This window comes from Alterileibacterium massiliense (genome assembly GCF_900104645.1).
Classification (GTDB): domain Bacteria; phylum Bacillota; class Clostridia; order Peptostreptococcales; family Anaerovoracaceae; genus Alterileibacterium; species Alterileibacterium massiliense.
This window is the reverse complement of sequence record NZ_FNWE01000002.1, coordinates 989,592-1,008,625: the sequence shown is the minus strand read 5'-3', so window position 1 is coordinate 1,008,625 and position 19,034 is coordinate 989,592. Positions and strand designations below refer to the sequence as shown.

Annotated in this window: 19 protein-coding genes and 1 pseudogene; 19 read left to right on the top strand and 1 reads right to left on the bottom strand. The window is 31.6% G+C overall.

Annotated elements, in window-relative coordinates; translation table 11 throughout:
• Nucleotides 1-67 precede the first annotated feature (67 nt).
• On the bottom strand, nucleotides 68-1,555 hold the full coding sequence (locus BQ5371_RS06465) for a zinc-binding metallopeptidase family protein (RefSeq protein ID WP_071133035.1): 1,488 nt from the start codon (nucleotides 1,553-1,555) through the stop codon (nucleotides 68-70).
• A 195-nt stretch (nucleotides 1,556-1,750) separates the two neighbouring features.
• Here BQ5371_RS06465 and rpmB point away from each other — a divergent pair, with 195 nt between their 5' ends.
• The 19 genes and pseudogenes from rpmB (at nucleotide 1,751) to BQ5371_RS06900 (ending at nucleotide 19,025) form a co-directional block, all read left to right on the top strand.
• Entirely contained in the window at nucleotides 1,751-1,942 is a 192-nt protein-coding gene (rpmB, locus tag BQ5371_RS06460; protein WP_071133034.1) for a 50S ribosomal protein L28, read from the top strand.
• 67 nt (nucleotides 1,943-2,009) lie between these two features.
• Nucleotides 2,010-2,429 (top strand): hypothetical protein, encoded by a 420-nt coding sequence (locus BQ5371_RS06455; RefSeq protein ID WP_071133033.1) that lies wholly within the window; start codon nucleotides 2,010-2,012, stop codon nucleotides 2,427-2,429.
• The gene (recG, locus tag BQ5371_RS06450) at nucleotides 2,426-4,450 is read left to right on the top strand and encodes an ATP-dependent DNA helicase RecG (protein WP_071133032.1); all 2,025 of its coding nucleotides are present in this window, start codon (nucleotides 2,426-2,428) and stop codon (nucleotides 4,448-4,450) included. The genes BQ5371_RS06455 and recG overlap by 4 nt, the downstream gene beginning before the upstream one ends.
• A 51-nt stretch (nucleotides 4,451-4,501) precedes the next feature.
• A complete protein-coding gene (rsmD, locus tag BQ5371_RS06445) occupies nucleotides 4,502-5,053 on the top strand; it encodes a 16S rRNA (guanine(966)-N(2))-methyltransferase RsmD (RefSeq protein WP_071133031.1) in 552 nt (183 codons plus the stop codon).
• Between the two features lie 87 nt (nucleotides 5,054-5,140).
• Nucleotides 5,141-5,626 carry a pantetheine-phosphate adenylyltransferase gene (gene coaD / locus BQ5371_RS06440; protein WP_071133030.1) on the top strand — a complete coding sequence of 162 codons (486 nt, stop codon included), beginning with the start codon at nucleotides 5,141-5,143 and terminating at the stop codon, nucleotides 5,624-5,626.
• A gap of 54 nt (nucleotides 5,627-5,680) precedes the next feature.
• Complete coding sequence (locus tag BQ5371_RS06435; RefSeq protein WP_071133029.1) at nucleotides 5,681-6,232, top strand: hypothetical protein; 552 nt, start codon at nucleotides 5,681-5,683, stop codon at nucleotides 6,230-6,232.
• Nucleotides 6,222-7,424, top strand: a complete 1,203-nt coding sequence (locus tag BQ5371_RS06430; protein WP_159428263.1) for a tRNA(Met) cytidine acetate ligase — start codon at nucleotides 6,222-6,224, stop codon at nucleotides 7,422-7,424. The genes BQ5371_RS06435 and BQ5371_RS06430 overlap by 11 nt, the downstream gene beginning before the upstream one ends.
• A gap of 86 nt (nucleotides 7,425-7,510) precedes the next feature.
• On the top strand, nucleotides 7,511-7,693 hold the full coding sequence (gene rpmF / locus BQ5371_RS06425; protein WP_071133027.1) for a 50S ribosomal protein L32: 183 nt from the start codon (nucleotides 7,511-7,513) through the stop codon (nucleotides 7,691-7,693).
• 79 nt (nucleotides 7,694-7,772) lie between these two features.
• Nucleotides 7,773-10,223, top strand: coding sequence for a DNA translocase FtsK (locus BQ5371_RS06420; RefSeq protein ID WP_071133026.1), 2,451 nt, complete (start codon nucleotides 7,773-7,775; stop codon nucleotides 10,221-10,223).
• Nucleotides 10,216-11,592, top strand: coding sequence for a 30S ribosomal protein S12 methylthiotransferase RimO (rimO, locus tag BQ5371_RS06415; protein WP_071133025.1), 1,377 nt, complete (start codon nucleotides 10,216-10,218; stop codon nucleotides 11,590-11,592). Before BQ5371_RS06420 ends, rimO begins: the two co-directional genes overlap by 8 nt.
• Nucleotides 11,593-11,596: 4 nt before the next feature.
• On the top strand, nucleotides 11,597-12,127 hold the full coding sequence (gene pgsA / locus BQ5371_RS06410; protein WP_071133024.1) for a CDP-diacylglycerol--glycerol-3-phosphate 3-phosphatidyltransferase: 531 nt from the start codon (nucleotides 11,597-11,599) through the stop codon (nucleotides 12,125-12,127).
• Between the two features lie 49 nt (nucleotides 12,128-12,176).
• Entirely contained in the window at nucleotides 12,177-13,421 is a 1,245-nt protein-coding gene (locus BQ5371_RS06405; protein ID WP_071133023.1) for a competence/damage-inducible protein A, read from the top strand.
• Nucleotides 13,422-13,651: 230 nt separating this feature from the next.
• The gene (gene recA, locus BQ5371_RS06400) at nucleotides 13,652-14,734 is read left to right on the top strand and encodes a recombinase RecA (protein ID WP_071133022.1); all 1,083 of its coding nucleotides are present in this window, start codon (nucleotides 13,652-13,654) and stop codon (nucleotides 14,732-14,734) included.
• A 134-nt stretch (nucleotides 14,735-14,868) separates the two neighbouring features.
• Nucleotides 14,869-15,168, top strand: a pseudogene (gene rplU, locus BQ5371_RS07135) (50S ribosomal protein L21); the annotation flags it as partial.
• Between the two features lie 232 nt (nucleotides 15,169-15,400).
• Nucleotides 15,401-15,667 (top strand): 50S ribosomal protein L27, encoded by a 267-nt coding sequence (rpmA, locus tag BQ5371_RS06390; RefSeq protein ID WP_071133020.1) that lies wholly within the window; start codon nucleotides 15,401-15,403, stop codon nucleotides 15,665-15,667.
• 72 nt (nucleotides 15,668-15,739) lie between these two features.
• On the top strand, nucleotides 15,740-17,071 hold the full coding sequence (obgE, locus tag BQ5371_RS06385) for a GTPase ObgE (protein ID WP_071133019.1): 1,332 nt from the start codon (nucleotides 15,740-15,742) through the stop codon (nucleotides 17,069-17,071).
• 285 nt (nucleotides 17,072-17,356) lie between these two features.
• Complete coding sequence (locus BQ5371_RS06380; protein WP_083377460.1) at nucleotides 17,357-17,953, top strand: ComEA family DNA-binding protein; 597 nt, start codon at nucleotides 17,357-17,359, stop codon at nucleotides 17,951-17,953.
• A gap of 52 nt (nucleotides 17,954-18,005) precedes the next feature.
• Nucleotides 18,006-18,848: a response regulator gene (locus BQ5371_RS06375; RefSeq protein ID WP_071133018.1), complete on the top strand. Its 843-nt coding sequence runs from the start codon at nucleotides 18,006-18,008 to the stop codon at nucleotides 18,846-18,848.
• Between the two features lie 9 nt (nucleotides 18,849-18,857).
• A complete protein-coding gene (locus BQ5371_RS06900) occupies nucleotides 18,858-19,025 on the top strand; it encodes a DUF896 domain-containing protein (RefSeq protein WP_135354799.1) in 168 nt (55 codons plus the stop codon).
• The last annotated feature ends 9 nt before the right edge of the window (nucleotides 19,026-19,034 follow it).

The window sequence follows — 19,034 nt, the reverse complement described above, 5'->3', positions numbered from 1 at the left end:
ATTTAGATATTAATTATAGCATAAATATCATATTAAAAATCAGAGAATTAATTAATAATGAGTGAGTTTATATCCACTTTCCAGTCGGCCATTTATGATAATTAAGTAGGACATTTGTTATATTTAAACCGTCATTCCTTGAGATTGAAAGATGAATTATATTAAGGTTATCATTTTTTTCAAGGAGATATGAGCAGGTTGTAAATTCCTCATCCCATTTCTCAGGTAAGGTTGCATTTCTATTTGTAAATAGATTTACCTTGGTATAAGCCTTAGCAAGCATTTTTATAAGAAGTTCATTTTTGTTTTCAAAAGAAGGAATATCTTTTTCGATAGTATATTTTGCATTAAAAATTGATGCAGCCGTGCTATTTTCAGTATTTATCTGCTCAAGATAGGTCTTATCATATGCCTCTGTCAAAATATTCAATTTAATTGAGTAATCTTTTGTTTCTATTCCGCTTATATAATTTTTCCCATATATACGCAAGTCCTGATTTTTTGTATTATTTTCTTCGTTGTCATTGAAAGAGTAATCACCATTTTTTATCGTATATAGAATATTTGAAAGAGATTTAATATTTTCAGAGTTAAAAACTGTATTAGGTAAGGAATTAACATCGGAAACAACCTCATATTTATAAGATATATCAGGATAATCCTTTTTATACTTCTTTACGAATTTATTCGATTTATTGTCAAGCCATTTTGTATAAGAATCAAGATCGTATTTGTTGATTAAAAGATCAAATTCAAGAGAACGAGGATTCAAATTACCATTGTCATCAACTGAAATATTAGCTATCTGAAAATTAGTAGATTTAGATCTGAGCCTTGTCAAGATAGATTGAAGCTGGGAAATAACGGATGGTTCCTTGTGTTTGCTTATTATATTTGCTGAAGGATTAATCCCATCAATTTTAATCTTGATCATAGTATCACAATTACGATTTTCAACATTATTTTCGTTATTTATTTCAATTTGTGAAATAGATCTTGCAAAAGATGAACGAGAAGAATAAGAAATATCATTAGAGGTCAAATAAAAAATATTTGATTCAGGCTTGATAAATTTAGGGTCAAGATTTTCCGCACCTATCTTTGAGTCATTTTCATTATTTAAAAATATTACAGTTAGTGGTCCGCCTGTAAGATTCTTATCATTAGCAGCAGCAACTATGTACTGGGCAGTTGATATATCAGATAAATTATTATTTATAGTCTGGTAATCAATATCAACACATATTATCGTAGGAGGAAGAGCTTCTTTACCATTCGTCGCAGGCTTTTGAAAGATAAGATTCTTATATTCATCCATTTGGCTAGGTACACCTTGCCTTTCAGCCCAGTCGCTTATATAGGTTAAAATATCTTCAGTAGAATTTAGGTGCTCTATATTTGCTGATAGATCGAGAGAATAATTGTGATAAACCTGCTTATTCACCATATCAAACCTTTTTACAAGTTTAAATGAAATGAAAAATATAATGGAAATAAGTATTATGATAGCAAGAATAATTCTGCCTTTATGTTGAATATGATGATGTTTTTTCATATGAATAAAATCCTTTGTAAAAATAATTTTTTATAAATCAATTATTTTGAATTATACTATTTTTTTTTATCAATATAAAGGTAAATAAGCTTTTAAAAGGTCTCGATTAAATATTTCTTGCATTTCTTAAGACTATTGTGTTATACTACGACAGTGTTTGAAACACACAGATTTTGAGTGTAAGGAGGTGCGGTGATGTCCCAAAAGTGTGAAATATGCGGAAAACAGCAAACATCTGGAAATTCTGTTTCCCATTCTAATAGACATTCGAGAAGAAAATGGAATGCAAATATTCAATCTGTTAGAATTAATGACAACGGCACAGTTAGAAAGGCAAATGTCTGCACAAGCTGCCTAAGGTCGGGCAAGGTAGACCGTGCCATTTAGGAGATAAAAGTTGTTTTGGTCCTGAACGCAGTATTGTGTTCAGGGCTTTTTATTTATAGGTGAAAATATGGAATCTATTGTTATTAACGAACTTGGTTCAATTGATATTTCTGAAGAGCTCATAGAAAAAATTATCTTATTTGAAATGATTAAGAATGATAAGATAATAATTCCTTGCACCAAGAATGGAAATATATTTAAAAATAAAGATTTTATGAAAACAAAGGATTCTTCAGGCGTAGTTTTTACATCATTTACTGACGAAGGTCTTTTGATAGAAATAAATTATATTGCAATTTTTGGAAAAAGCTTAAAGAAATCAGCGGAAAATATATTTAATAAAATCATAGATAGATTTATAAAAATGGGAATTAAGCCTCCTATAAAAATAATTGCAAATATTAGAGGAATAATTTCTGATAATATAGCTAGTAGAGATATTAAACTTATATGGCATAAGGGGCTCATAGAGGTAGAAAAGCTTTGAATTACTCGGACTCAATTAAAAAATTAAAAGGTATAGGAAGCAAGAAAAAGGAAAAGCTTGAAAATCTTGGGATACATACTATCTGGGATTTACTCAATTATAAACCTTTCAAATATCAAGATAGAAGAAATAAAATTACTTCTGATAAGTTTATAATGGGGAAACAAGTTTTAGCTTCCGGCAAGATTATTAGCAAAAAATTGATAAGAATTTCTAAGGGACGCAGTATGTTAGACTGCAAGATTATGGACAGCATGGGAATATACTACCTTAGATTTTTTAATATGCCATATTTGCTTAAAAATATTAATATTTCAACTGATTATCTAATCTTTGGTGAAATAAGAATATCAAATGGTAAAAAGACTTTTATAAATCCTGAAATTACAAAATCGGAAAATAACCAGCTTAGGGGAATAATACCTGTATATAGATGCGTAAAAGGGATTACAAATAATGATTTAAGAAGATGGGTAAAAGAAACCCTTAAAAATCTTAATTTTGAAAATGAGCTAATAGATGAAAGTATTAGAAATAAAAGAAAGCTTTGTAAAGATGAGTTTGCATATAAAAATATTCATTTTCCTGAAAATATTAAGGCATATCAGGCTGCAAGATATAAGCTTTTTTACAATGAGATGCTCTCATATCAGATTGCAATTTTAAAAAGCAGGGAGCAAATTTCAAAAAATGGTATCGATTCTAGCATCATGGATATTGATATTTCACCTTTTATAAAAAGTATAGGTTTTGAGCTAACAAAAGATCAGATAAAAGCAATAAATGATATTGAGAAGGACTTAATTTCAGAAAAACCAATGAACAGGTTAATTCAAGGTGATGTCGGAAGTGGAAAGACTGTAGTATCTCAAGCTGCCATTTACAAAGTTATAAAATCTGGTGGACAGGTGGCTTTTATGGTTCCTACAGAAGTTTTATCCAAACAACATTTTATTAATTTTAAAAAAGAATTTGATAGATTTGGAATTAAAACTGCAATCTTAACTGGCAATACAGGTGCTAAGGAGAGAAAAGAAACATTAGATAAACTAAAAGATGGAAGCATTGATATAATAGTTGGTACACATGCACTGATACAAGACGATATTTCATTTAAAAAATTAACGCTTGTGATAACAGATGAACAGCATAGATTTGGGGTTAATCAGAGAAAAAATTTAGTAGATAAAAATGAGACAGTTAATATTATCGTTATGTCGGCTACTCCAATCCCAAGAACATTAGCCTCTACAGTTTTTGGCGATATGGATTTTTCTATAATAAAGACAAAACCTTATGGTAGAAAAGAGATAATAACGAGGGCAGTTGATAATAGCAACAGAGAACTTGCTTATAAGGCTGTTGCTAAAGAGGTGGAAAAAGGTCATCAGGCTTTTATAATTGCTTCTGCAATTGATGAAAATGATTTTGAACTAGAGCCTGCAGAAAAGCTTTATAGAGAGATGAAGGCTAGGTTTAAAGATAGGAAAGTAGCACTTATCCATGGCAAGCTTGCCGGAAAAGAAAAAGAAAGAATTATGCAGGAATTTTCAATAGGAAATATAGATATTCTCGTTTCAACAGTTGTAATTGAAGTAGGAATTGATGTTCCTAATGCCACTATAATGGTTATTGAGAATGCTGAAAGATATGGACTTGCTCAATTGCATCAGCTAAGAGGAAGGGTTGGAAGAAGCGAAATACAAAGTTATTGTTATCTTGTAAGATATAGTAATTCAGAAAATGCAATATCTAGAATAAATGCCATGGTAAAATTTTCTGATGGATTTGAAATAAGCGAAGAAGATTTTAGATTGAGAGGTCCTGGTGACATAACTGGAACAATTCAGCATGGCATAGCTAGCAATATTATATCCGATATGTATCAATATCAGGACTTAGCAGACATCTGTTTAAAAGATGCAAAAGATATAGTGGAAAATGATTATAAAGGCATCGATAAAGAGCAATTAAATCTTTACCTTTCAAATATTTATGGTGATTACAGTTATATCATTTAATCATTTATCTGATTAAAATCTAACTAAGAAGGAGAAATAATAAAATTTATTATGAAGATAGTATCAGGCGAATTTAAATATAGAAAAATAGAAATTCCAAATAATATTAGACCGACAACCGAAAAAGTCAGAGAGGCAATCTTTAGTATTTTAAATAATCATATTTATGAGGCAATAGTGCTAGACCTATTTGCCGGCTCAGGTTCACTTGGACTAGAGTCGCTTAGCAGAGGGTCAAGAAAATGCTATTTTAACGAATATAATAAGGGAGTTTTGAATATTTTAAAGAAAAATATAAATGAATGTAAGGCTATCGATAGAAGTGAAGTATTTAATTATGATTTTAAGAGGTGCATAAAAATGCTACCTGAAAAACTTGACATAATTTTTTTAGATCCTCCATATAAAGATGGATATAATGAAGGTTGGTATCAAGATAGTTTTAAACTTATAGAAGAAAATAATCTTGCTAAAAATGACACAATTATAGTAGCTGAGCATTTAGAAAAATATAATTTAGAAGAAAAATATGGTTCTTTTGTAAGATTTAAGATAAAAAAATATGGCACAATTGGTGTAGATATATATAAATATCAAAAATAAAGCATTCTAAATATATCTCAAATACTTCAAACATATTGCAATCACTGCAATCCTTTGCTAAAATGTATGCGAGGAGGCGGAAATTTAATGAATAAAAGAGCCCTTTATGCAGGATCTTTTGATCCCATAACAAATGGTCATATGGATATTATAAGTCGTGCATCGGATATGTTTGATGAACTGACCGTAGGCATAATTGGAGGTCTTAAATCCGCACTTTTCACATTGGAAGAGAGAAAGAATATCGTATCAATTGTTACAAAAGAATTTCCAAATGTTAGGGTTACTACTTTTGATGGACTTCTTGCTGATTATGTAAAGAAAGAAAAATTTGACTGCGTTGTAAGAGGGCTTAGAAATACATCTGATTTCAATTATGAAATCCAGATGGCACAAATGAATGCAAGACTTTATGGTGAGTTTGCAGAAACTATATTTTTGATGACGGACCCTAGATATTCATTTATAAGTTCTTCACTTGTAAAAGAAGTAGCTCTATATGGCGGTGATACGAAGGGACTGCTTCCGGATTATTCTGAGATGGAATTAATTCAGAAATATCGAGATAAATAGATAGGATTTTAAAGAACATATCAAAATATATTTTAAATAATAGGAGGACAGGTCATGAGCGATGCTTCAATTAAGGTAATATCATTATTAGATGAGCTTGAAGATTTAATTACTAATGCATCAAAGGTTCCATTTTCAGATAAGGCGGTTGTTGATTCTGACGAAATCGAGCAAATAATAGTTGATATAAGAGCTAATATGCCTAAGGATTTACAGCAGGCAAGATGGATAAATACTGAGCAGGATAGAATAATGGCAGAAGCCAAGGCGGAGTATGATAAAATCATTTTATCAGCTAAAAAGCAGGCGGAATTTCTTGTCGAAGATGCAGCAATTAAAAGAGAAGCATCGAAGAGAGCTGATGCTCTTACAGCTGAATCTGAGAATAGGAATAGATTTCTCAAACTCAAGACTTTTGAATATATAGATAAGCAACTATATGATATGCAGAGTGAGATACAAAAAATAGCAGGCGAATTTCTCCAGCCGATGAATGATAAAATGAATCAAATGCTCAGCGAAATAAATGAAGAAGTAAATAGCAATCGTCAAGAGATGAGAAGACTTGCAGACGGACTTCAAGATTCAGGAGTAAGTGAAGAATAATATGAAGGCAATAGGGATAGTTGCCGAATATAATCCATTTCACGATGGGCATAAGTATCAAATTGAAACATCCGCAAAGAGCTTTCTTGCGGATGTTGTTGTAATTGCTATAAGTGGAAACTTCGTGCAAAGGGGAGAACTTGCTATTTGTGACAAATGGAAAAGAACTGAGATGGCACTTAGAAATGGTGCTGATTTGGTTTTAGAAATTCCGACTCAATATTGCCTTAACAATGCAGGAGTATATGCTAGGGCAGGAATTGAGATTTTTAAGAGCATGGACTTAATCGATGCTATATCCTTTGGAAGTGAGATTGGCGATATTAACTTGATAAAAAAGGCATCATCGCTTGTCAATGAGAATAAGAAAGAGATTAATGACATTATAAAATCTTTTAGAAATAAGGGATATTCCTTCCCGAGGGCAAGGCAGTTTGCATTTAATATGCTATCGGGTGATAAGAGGCTTGAAAATGTACTAAACTCAGCCAATGATACACTTGGAATGGAATATCTAAGCTTTTGGAATAATAGACCAGCTCTATGTATTAAAAGGAATGGAAGTTCAGCGACTGAGATTAGAAATTTAATTAAAAATGGCAGTTATAAATGCGGAACCCTACCAAAATCGGTTGAAGAGATATTATTTAGAAATATAAGTCTTTCGGATTATTCAAATTTTTTAAAGGAAAGAGAAAAAAATCTATTTGAGATTGCTAGATTTGAAATATTAAAAACAGAGGCGAATATGATAGATAAAAGTCCTCAAGGCGGAGAGGGCCTAGGGAATAGACTAAGAAAATCAGCTATCAAGGCAAGAACTTTCGATGAATTGATTGAGTTAACCAAAAGCAAGAGGTATACATATACAAGAATATCAAGGCTTATTTTTCAAATTCTTCTCGGAATTAATAGCTTCGATTATTCAACTCCTGATTGCATTAGAGTGCTTGGATTTAATGATAAGGGTAGAGAGTTACTGCGTGAGATGCGAAATAGTAAAGATTATGAAAATAATGAAGATAGGATAAAACAAAATCTCGATATAGTGACCAATATAAATAAATATAATAAAAAAGAAAATTTTGATTTTGAAATCAAGGCAACAAATCTATATAATGCTATTAGTGATAATGACCTTGAAAAAGAACACGAACTTAGAAAACAAATTGTTAAAATAATTGACAATTAGAATATAAATGTTTATAATTTAGAATGTTGCAATTGACATAATACTTCGCCCGCAAGCGAAGTTTGATAAGTAAGGAGGTGTAGGCGATGGCAGTACCTAAGAGGAAAACATCGAAAGCTAGAACCAGTAGCAGGAAGTCTGCAAATATGAAGATGGACGCTCCAGGACTTTCAATTTGTCCTCAGTGTCACGAAGCAAAACTTCCACATAGAGTTTGTCCGAATTGCGGTTACTACGACGGCAAAGATGTAGTTAACGCAGCTGAATAATAAGGCTTAATTAATGGTCCCGGCGAATAGCCTTGGACCATTTTTTATCATATAAGATATTATTCAAAGAAGGGAAAAAATGGCTAAAAATAATAAAAAAGTTCAAAAAGAAATTCATGATAATAATATTAGAGAAGATATTAAGGCAATAATTATTCTTGCTATAGGTATATTCTTATTTTTAACAGTTAATCTAAATATAGCTGGCTCAGTTGGTGAGTTCATTCATGATGCACTGAGAGGCACCTTTGGAGTTGTTGCTGTTCTAATATCAATTATTTTTATCATTATTTCCCTGCTCTTATTTACAAAAAAATTAATAAGCTGTAATTATAAGACAATTATTTTTGCAATTCTAATCTTTATAAATCTCTGTATGCTAAATTCAATTAGATTTATAAATAGTGATGAAGTAAATATCAACACTGATTATATTCATGACTACTATGAAAGTGGGATAATTGGAGATAGTGGCGGTGTTTTAGGAATGGAGCTTTCCGGTATTTTTATTAAGTTGATTGGAAAAGCGGGTCTAATTCTTTTAACCTTAACAATTCTTATAATTTCTTTTATTTTAATAGCAAATAAAACTTTTCCTGAGATATTAAGCAAGGCGTCTTTTAAAGAATCTAGAACTTCAAATGAGCATAGATTTTCTAAAATTTTGTCAAAGATAAAAAAAGATGATAACGATGAGATTATCAATCTGACTAATTCTGACGAAATTATTCTTCCTACTGATGAGAATCAATATGAGGATTATAGGGAAAAAGAAAAGCTCAGTATAAAACAACAGAAGATTATCGGATATGTAGAAGATGATTCTTCAATTGGTAAAGATGAAGATTTAGAACTGAAAAAAGATGAAATCGAAGATGAACCTATTATCAACGATAGAGATGTATCCTATGGTTTAGATGGTTATGTTGATATTCCAAAATCATATGGACTTGATGGAATGGGAAAGCTTAAAAAGGAAGATAAAAATTCTAGAAAAAAATCAGAGATTTTAGATGATGAAGAAAATATTGAAAAAGAAATTGAAAATCTTAATTCTGATATAAAATCGGATATTAAATATAAGTTACCATCAATTAACCTGCTTAAAAGGTCAAAAAGTAATAGCAGAGGAATGACATCAAGGCAGTTAAGGGATAGTGCTGAAAAGCTTGAAGATACGCTTAGAAATTTTGGCGTAGACGCGGGCATTGTTCAGGTTATACAGGGGTCTTCAGTAACGAGATATGAAATTCAGCCTGCACTTGGCGTTAAGGTAAATAGCATAGTTAAGCTTCATGATGATCTTGCACTCAATATGAGAGCAAAGAGTTTAAGGATAGAGGCTCCTATACCAGGAAAGGCAGCAGTCGGAATAGAGATTGAAAATGAACAGCCTTCGCCTGTAACGATTAGAGAGTTAATAGATTCTGATGAATTTAAAAATGCGGAGTCTAAGATTTCTTTTGTTGTAGGAAAAGATGTATCTGGTAAAAATATAGTTGCAAATCTCAAGGATATGCCTCATATGCTAGTTGCAGGTGCTACAGGCTCAGGTAAATCCGTATTTATAAATTCTATAATAATGAGCATCTTATATAAGGCTAAGCCTGATGAGGTAAAATTGATAATGGTTGACCCTAAGGTGGTTGAACTAAGCAATTATAATGGAATACCTCATATGCTTATACCTGTAGTTACTGATCCGAAAAAAGCTGCAGCAGCTTTAAACTGGGCAGTTAATGAAATGGATAAAAGATATAATAAGTTTGCGGAATGCAGGGTTAGGGATTTAAAATCATTTAACAAACATATTGAGAAAAACAATCTAGAAGAGACTAAGCTTCCGCAGATTGTGATTATCATAGATGAATTTGCTGATTTGATGATGACTGCTTCAGCTCAAGTTGAAACTGCAGTTGCTAGACTTGCCCAAAAAGGTAGGGCGGCAGGTATGCATATTATTATTGCAACACAAAGACCATCTGTAGATGTTATTACCGGCGTAATTAAGGCTAATATCCCATCGAGAGTTGCACTCATGGTTTCTTCACAGGTTGATTCAAGAACAATACTTGATTCATCAGGTGCTGAGCAATTAATAGGTAATGGAGATATGCTATTCAAGCCAGGGGATTATAATTCCGCTATAAGAGTTCAAAGCCCTTATGTTAGCGATGAAGAAATTTTCGGAATAATTGAATTTGTTAAAAATCAAGAATCTGCAAATTACAACGAGGAAGTAATTGAGAAGATTGAAACACCTGAGAAAGGCAGTTCAAACGATTCAGAAGATGAGCTAACCGGTGAAGCAATAGATTTTATATTAAATAAAAAAACAGCCTCTGTATCAATGCTTCAAAGAAGATTTAGGATAGGTTATAACAGAGCTGCAAGGATAATAGATGAGATCGAAGAAATGGGCATAATTGGGCCTCAAGACGGTAGCAGAGGTCGTGAAGTCTTAATAAGTAGAGAAGATTATTATGGTGACGATTATGCTGAAGATGAAAGCGAGAAAATAAATGAATAAAAGTGTATATATTGATACGCTTGGCTGTGCTAAAAATGAATATGATTCTGAAGTTCTTTTAGCATCTTTAATTGAAAAAGGCTTTGAAATGATTGACTCTCCAGAAGATGCAGATATTTTGATCGTAAATACCTGCGGTTTTATTGAAGATGCTAAGATAGAATCAATAAATCATATACTTGAAATGGGGAAGATAAAGGGCGAAGATAAAAAGCTTATCGTATGTGGCTGTCTTTCTAAGAGATACCACGATGAATTACTGAAGGAGATTCCTGAGGTTGATCTTTTCGCAGGGGTTAATGAATATGATAAATTACCCGATATAATCACTAAACTTACCTCTGAGCAATCTTTAGAATTTGAAGAAATAGATATTGTAGGTGATGAGCCAAGCACCTCTCTTGAATATAATAAAAGGAATTTAGAAACAGGTGTGCATTCAGCATTTCTCAAGGTAGCAGAGGGATGCAATAATACCTGTGCTTTTTGTGTTATACCTGTAATAAGAGGTCCATATAGAAGTAAAAAATTAGAAAATGTCATTAGAGAAGCTCATGATTTAGCCTCTAAAGGAGTAAAAGAGATTATTTTAATTGCTCAAGATCTGTCGGTATATGGAAGAGATTTGTATGGAGAAATAAAACTGGTAAGTCTAATTAAAGAACTTTGCAAGCTAGATGGAATTCGATGGATTAGACTTATGTATATGTATGATGACAATATTACCAGAGAACTGATAGAAACCATTAAAAGCGAACCAAAGATATGTAATTATCTAGATATTCCTATTCAGCATATATCGGATAATATTCTCAAGTCTATGAATAGAAAATCGAGTTCAAAGAGCATTAAAAATACAATTGATATGATAAGAGAAATAATACCAGATATGTGCATTAGAACCACCTTGCTAGTTGGTTTCCCAGGTGAAACATCAGAAGATTTCAGTGAGCTTATGGACTTTATTAAAGAAAATAAGCTAGATAGGGTTGGGGTGTTCAAATATTCTGATGAAGATGGAACAGAAGCCTTTAAGTTGGATAATAAAATAGATGATGATATAAAAGACCAAAGGCTTGCATCTATTATGAATGAACAGATGAAAATTAGCTTAAAAAAGAATAAAGAAAAAATTGGGCAAATAATGGAAGTGATAATTGATGAAATTGATGGGGGCAGTATTGCGGAAAGCATTGAATCATCCGAACCAATTTTCACATATATCGGAAGAAGTAGAAGCGATGCACCTGAGGTGGACTGTGAAATTACAATTACAAGCGACAGGGAACATAGAATAGGTGATATTATTAAAGTAATAATTGAAGATGCTATGGAATATGATCTTATTGGAAGTGAAGTGGAGGATTAAAGATATGAATTTACCTAATAAATTAACTATGGCAAGAGTTTTAGCAGTTCCTCTTTTTGTACTAGCTTTTATAGAAAAGCATTTTTGGATTGCGATTTTATTATTTTGCCTTGCTTCACTAACAGATTTGCTTGATGGAAAAATTGCAAGGTCAAGAGGACTTGTAACAAATTTTGGCAAGATAATGGATCCACTTGCAGATAAAATTTTAGTTTACTCAGCCTTTGCTCTTATGGTTGAGAATGGTATGATACCAGCTTGGATTTTGATTATAATCCTAGCTAGAGAATTTACAGTTTCAGGAATGAGGACTGTTGCTGCTTCAGACGGACTTGTTATAGCTGCAGCAAAAAGCGGGAAAATAAAGACTGTTTTACAGATGATTGCCGTAATTACTCTTTTATTTTTGAATGTAATATCTTCAACTATAATTACCATAATAGCTTATATTTTCTTATATGCGTCACTAATAATGACAGTCTATTCGGGCTTTGAATATATAATAAAAAATAGAAAAGTATTTAAAAATAAATAAATACCTTCTCAAAATATACTTGCAATAATTGACTTAGGAAAGGGTTGCCATGAGAGCATCAATTATTTCAGTAGGAACTGAGCTTTTGTTCGGTCAAATAGTTAATACAAACTCTGCATATCTTTCAAGACATCTTAACTTGATGGGCTACGATGTCTTATTTCATTTTGTCGTTGGAGATAATCCCAAAAGACTTAGAGAAACCCTATATAGGGCAATGGATGAAACAGAGCTGATAATAACGACAGGAGGGCTTGGACCTACACAGGATGATTTGACAAAGGAAGTAATTTCAAGTTCTTTGGGAATTGGAATTGAAAGGAATGAAGAAGCATATAGGTTTCTTCTTAGAAAGTTCAAAGATAGGAATATGACTTCTAACAACCTAAAACAGGCTAATATGCCCATTAATGCAAAGATTTTTCTCAATGAGGCGGGTACAGCTCCTGCTTTTGCAATTAAAAAAAATAATAATATTATCGTAAGCTTACCTGGACCTCCAATTGAGGTGAATTGGATTTTCAATAATGGATTAAAAGATTATTTGATGAAGCTCGCTCATGGTAATAAAAAGATGTACTACAGGGTAATAAGAACTATAGGAATTGGTGAGTCCAATCTTGAGACTGTTTTAATGCCAATCATAGATAAACAGACCGATCCAACCATTGCAACTTATGCCAAAGAAGGCGAGTGTACAATCAGAATTGCTTCAAAGAGAGATAATATGGAAGAAGCAAAAATTGCAGTAGATGACATAATATCTAAGATAGAAAAATTAGCACCTGGCATTATTTATAGCTATGAAGATGAAGAATTAAATGAAGTAGTTCTAAAGAAACTAAAAATCCTTGGTTGGAAGATTTCTTCTGCAGAGTCCTGCACTGGCGGTCTATTTTCAGGAATGATTACAGATGTTTCAGGAGCATCTTCTATTTTTGAAAAATCATTTATTACCTATAGTAATAATTCAAAGGTGGATGAACTTGGTGTATCTCCTTTAACAATAAAAGAGTATGGAGTAGTAAGCCCTGAGGTTTCAGTCGAGATGGCAGAGGGGGTAAGAAAGGTTTCTGGCAGTGATTTGGCACTTTCAATCACTGGAATTGCTGAAGAATCTAAGGATGGCGATGCTGGAACTGCTTACATTGGTTATTCCTATGGGGAAAAACATGGATATAAAGAAGTAAAGACCAGAAGAAACAATAGAAAATGGAATCGAAGATATTTTTCTCTTATGATGTTAAAATTAGCAAATGACATATTAAGTGAAGAGATCTCAAAATTAAACTAAATTTGCTAAATATATGCTTAAATATAATTGAACATATATTCGTAAACCTATATAATTAAGTGGTAAGTTTAGTAAGTTGAAATAAAAATCTACTATTTTAAAAAAATATATATATGTAAAATCTTAAATAGTTTTATCTTGTAAAATATTCAATGTTTTTATTATGTATAATCTAGAATCGTTTTATAAAAATTTAGATTTAGTGAAAAATCAATGGATTAGGAGGAAAGATGGCAAACAAGTCAAATAAGATTAATAAATTAAATATAGATACTAGTGATAAAGATAAGGCACTCAAAGAAGCCTTGGAGATGATTGAAAAACAATATGGAAAGGGTGCTATCATGAGAATGGGAGATGATAGCATCAAGACAAATGTCGAAGTTATTCCTACAGGTTCAATAAGCCTAGACATGGCAACAGGAGTAGGAGGGTATCCTAGAGGTAGAATTATAGAGATATATGGTCCTGAGTCATCTGGTAAGACAACGCTTGCACTACATGCAGTTGCCGAGGCACAGAAGATGAATGGAAAGGCTGCCTTTATAGATGCTGAGCACGCCCTAGATCCTGTTTATGCTAGAAGTCTAGGTGTTGATGTCGATGAACTTTTAGTTTCTCAGCCAGACACTGGAGAACAGGCCTTAGAGATATGCGAGATGCTTTCAAGGAGCGGAGCAATAGATATTATTGTTATCGACTCGGTTGCAGCCCTTGTTCCAAGAGCTGAGATACAGGGGGAGATGGGAGATTCCCATGTCGGATTACAGGCAAGGCTAATGTCGCAAGCACTTAGAAAAATCGCTGGAGCTGTTAATAAATCTAACACCTGCGTAATATTTATTAATCAGCTTCGTGAAAAGATAGGCATAAGTTATGGAAATCCTGAGACTACAACAGGAGGTAGAGCATTAAAGTTTTATGCTACTATGAGGCTTGAGGTTAGAAAGGGTGAAGCAATAAAAAGTGGTGATGAAACCCTTGGAAATAGAACAAAGGTTAAAATTGTTAAAAATAAAGTTGCACCACCATTCCGCAAGACTGAATTTGATATTATGTTTGGCGAAGGAGTTAGTGTGACAGGAGATATTATGGACGCTGCAGTAGATAATGAGATAATCGATAAGGCAGGCTCATGGTATAGCTATGATGGACAGAGAATTGGTCAGGGCAGAGAAAATGTAAAAACATTCCTAGCAGACAATGAAGAAATTCTTAAAGAGATTAAAACCAAGCTTTTAGATATATTAAAGCCCAAAAAAGATGAAAAAGAAGAAATAAAAGTAGATGAAGACGGAGTTGTAATAGAATAATAAAAATATTGACAATTCAAGCATTTAATGTTAAAATGCAATGGTTAGCCGCTCATATCGAGGTTTTAAGTGATATAAATTAGTGAAATACACACCTCGTGTGGCGAGTCTGGTATGAGGAGGAAATTATTAATATGTATGCAATTATTAAAACAGGTGGAAAACAATATAGAGTTCAAAAGGACGATGTTTTCCAAGTAGAGAAGATCAATGCAAAGGTTGGAGATGAGATAACCTTTGACAAGGTCGTTGCTATTTGTGATGATAATCTAAAAGTAGGAAAACCTTATCTTGATGGATATAAGGTTACTGCTGAGGTTATGGAACAAGGCAAGGGCAAGAAGATAATAGTTTTTAAGTATAAGGCTAAAAAAGACTATAGAAAAAAGAATGGTCATAGGCAGCCATATACTGCTGTGAAGATTTTAAGCATTGGCTTAGATAATATATCTTCAGAAGATAAGAAAGCTGAAATTAAAACTAATAAATCAGAATCAGCTACTGCTGACAATGATGTTAAAGTATCTATGTCTATGAAAAAGGATGAGTTACTTGCTATTGCTGAAAATGCTAATATAAATATAAGCAAAAAGGCAACAAAACAAGAAATCATTGATGCGATTAATGGCACTAATTAATTATTTTTAGGACGGGAGGTGTACGAATATGTCAAGTAAAAAAGGAGTAGGTAGTACCAAAAATGGTCGTGATTCCGAGTCCAAACGCCTTGGACTGAAAGTAGGTGCAGGAGAATATGTAAGTGCAGGAAGTATTCTTGTAAGACAGAGAGGAACTAAATTCCATCCTGGAAATAATGTAGGAATTGGCGGAGATGATACACTTTTTTCTAAGGTAGATGGAAATGTTAAATTTGAAAGATATGACAAGAAACGCAAAAAAGTAAGTGTATATGAACCTGCAAAGGAAGCATAAATTTACATACTTAGACCCCTGCATAAGCAGGGGTTTTTTAAATAAAAATTTAAATTAAAGGATTATAATAAAATGTTTGTAGATAAAGCTGAGATAATAGTTTCCTCTGGTAAGGGAGGAAATGGAGCTGTTACATTTAGAAGAGAGCCTTATGTTCCAGATGGCGGCCCAGATGGCGGTGACGGCGGTGATGGTGGAGATGTTATTATCGCTGCTGACAACAACTTAAGAACCCTTATGGATCTAAAATATAAGAGAAAATACAAAGCTGAAAATGGTTCTGATGGAATGAGGCGAAAAAAATATGGTAAAAAAGGAAAAAGTCTAATAATAAAGGTTCCTCTTGGAACTATGGTTATTGATAAAGATACAGGATTACTTATTAAAGATTTAAATGCAATTGGTGATTTTGTAGTTGTAGCAAAAGGTGGAAAAGGCGGAAAAGGCAATGTCCATTTCAAAAGTTCAACAAGGCAAGCTCCTAATTTTGCTGAATCTGGTGAACTTGCACAGGAAAGAGAGATAATTCTTGAATTAAAATTAATTTCTGATGTAGGCCTCGTTGGCTTACCTAATGTAGGAAAATCTACAATCTTGTCAGTTGCAACCAGTGCAAGACCTAAAATTGCTAATTATCATTTTACAACCATTGATCCTAATTTAGGAATAGTAGACTTTGTTGATAATAGTTTCGTTTTAGCCGATATTGCGGGAATTATTGAGGGAGCTCATAAAGGTCAAGGTCTAGGGCTAACCTTTTTAAAGCATATTGAAAGAACAAAAATTTTAATTCATGTCGTAGATGCAGCTGGTAGTGAAGGAAGTACGCCACTTAAAGATTATAGAATTATTAATAATGAACTTAAACAATATGATGATAAATTAGAAAAGAAAGTTAAAATTATTGCAGCAAATAAGATAGATTTAATAAACTTTGATGATTTAGATAGTGATATTTTAAAAAACTATAATGAATTTATTGAAGAAGTCAAAAAAGAAGGTAAAATTGTTGTCCCTATTTCGGCCGCTACTAATAAGGGCATAAAAGAGTTGATGGGCATTGCTTTAAATAAGCTTGAAGAACAAAAAATTGAAGAGCAGAATTCTGACACAGAAAATAAAGAAATTCCTCTATATGACTTTGAAAAATACAATATAGATAGTGATTATAAAAACTTATATGCTTCTGTTGACGAAAATGGCACCTTTGTTTTAGAAGGCAAACAATTAACTAAGATATTTAATTCAACAAATTTTAATGACATAAGCTCGTTAAGATATTTATATAAGTATATAGTGAGAGCTGGCGGTATAAAGAAATTGAAAAAATTAGGTTTAAAGGAAGGAGATACAATAAAAATTAATGACTTTGAACTTGATTATACTGAAGATAGCGAAGAATAAATATAATTACTTTTTTTAATTATTGTTTAAAGAATTGTTCTTATTTTTTATATACACACTAGATATATGTATTTTTGAAAAAGATGTATTAATTCATGCATCTTTTTTTTATTTATTTTAAAAATTTTTATATATTTATTAATCAACAAATTTTAAACACTTAAATATTCTTTGTTAATATTTAAGTAAATATGGAAAGGATTTATAGATATTTAACATTTTTATAAATTTGAAAATTTAAGTAGCCTTTTATAGTATTTACAAAAATACGAGGAGGCGATTACTATGGAAAAAATTAGAGGCTTATTGCTTAAATATGAGATAGATAAAAAAACTGTTTTTAAGATAATTATATTAGCAATAATTTTAATTTCATCTTTGATTATAAAGTGGACAGCAAAGCCAAATACAAAGGTTATAGCTGATGATAATAAAAATAAAGATGTTAAAACAGAAAAAATAGAAGATAATATCGTAATTGATATTAGCGGTGAAATAAAGAATCCAGGAATATATAAGATGAAAGGAAGGGTGAGGTTATATGAAATAATTGATAAAGCTGGAGGATTAAAAGAGGAAGCAAATATTAATTCTATCAATCAGGCAAGATATGTGAAAGATGGTGAGAAGATAATTATACCATCTTCAAGAAGTTCTCAAAGTATGGATAAAGAAAGTATTTCTAATGGAAATAATCTCGTGAATATCAATACAGCTTCTAAAGAAGAATTACTAAAATTGCCAGGCATTGGGGAGGTCACTGCGGAAAAGATAATAAATTATCGTGATAATAATAATTTTACAAAGATAGAAGATCTAAAGAATGTTAACGGCATAGGAATGGCTACATATAATAAATTAAAAGACTTGATATGCGTATAAACATATATTTTTCGAAGTATCTAAAGTATATAAAGATAATAAGGAGGATATTATGAATATTTTAAATATAAAAAAGGTTAACATTGGCTTGATAGATGATAGTGATTTAATTAGAGAAATGTTATCAGAATGGATAAGTGAAAATGAACAATGTAATATATTATTTAAGCTTAATAATGGAGCATTTGTTCAAGAAATGATTGAGAAGTATAAACCGGATATTTTGGTTTTAGATGACGCAATGCCAATAAAAGGGGGATTTGATGTCCTAAGAGATTTAAATAACTTAAATAAAGAAGATAGACCATATGTGATAATGATGTCTGATATTAGAGATGATTTCATTTCAGAAGTAGCAATTAATAATGGAGCGAATGATTTTATTTATAAGCCTGTTACAAAGAATACAATACTTGCGAGAATTTCCATGTATTGTACTTGCTTTAACTTAGGTATTAAATTTGAGAATAAAAAAGAGGATATAAAATTTAAAGATTATGAGAAATTAAGAAAAATGACATACAATTTAATTGAAAAAGATAGAAAAATAAATATTTTAAATGAAGTTAACAAATTGCTACTTAAATCAAATTTTTCCACTTCTCACCTAGGATTTTCACATATGATAAATGCCATTGAAATTATTATTTTAAAGTATGGATCTGACTGCACGATGTCTAAACATATATATCCTGAAATTGCAAAGGAAAAAGGATTGTCGGAGTATTCTATTGAATATGACATAAGGCACGCAATTACAGAAGCATGGAAAAAGACAATAATAAAAAATCAAATTAGAGGAAGTCTTTTTGAAAGATATAAAAAAAGACCGAGCAATGCCGAGTTATTAAAATATATAGTGAATATAATTGAAATGAAACAATATGGGTGTTAATATTTAATTATGGATAAGAAAAAGATTGATAGAATTAATGAACTTGCTAAAAAATCAAAGTCGATAGGTCTAACGCCTGATGAAACTATTGAGCAAATGGAGCTTAGACAGGAATTTTTGGCAGAGATTAGGAATGATGTCAAAAATCAATTAGAATCTATCGAGATAGTAGATTAGATAATCAAA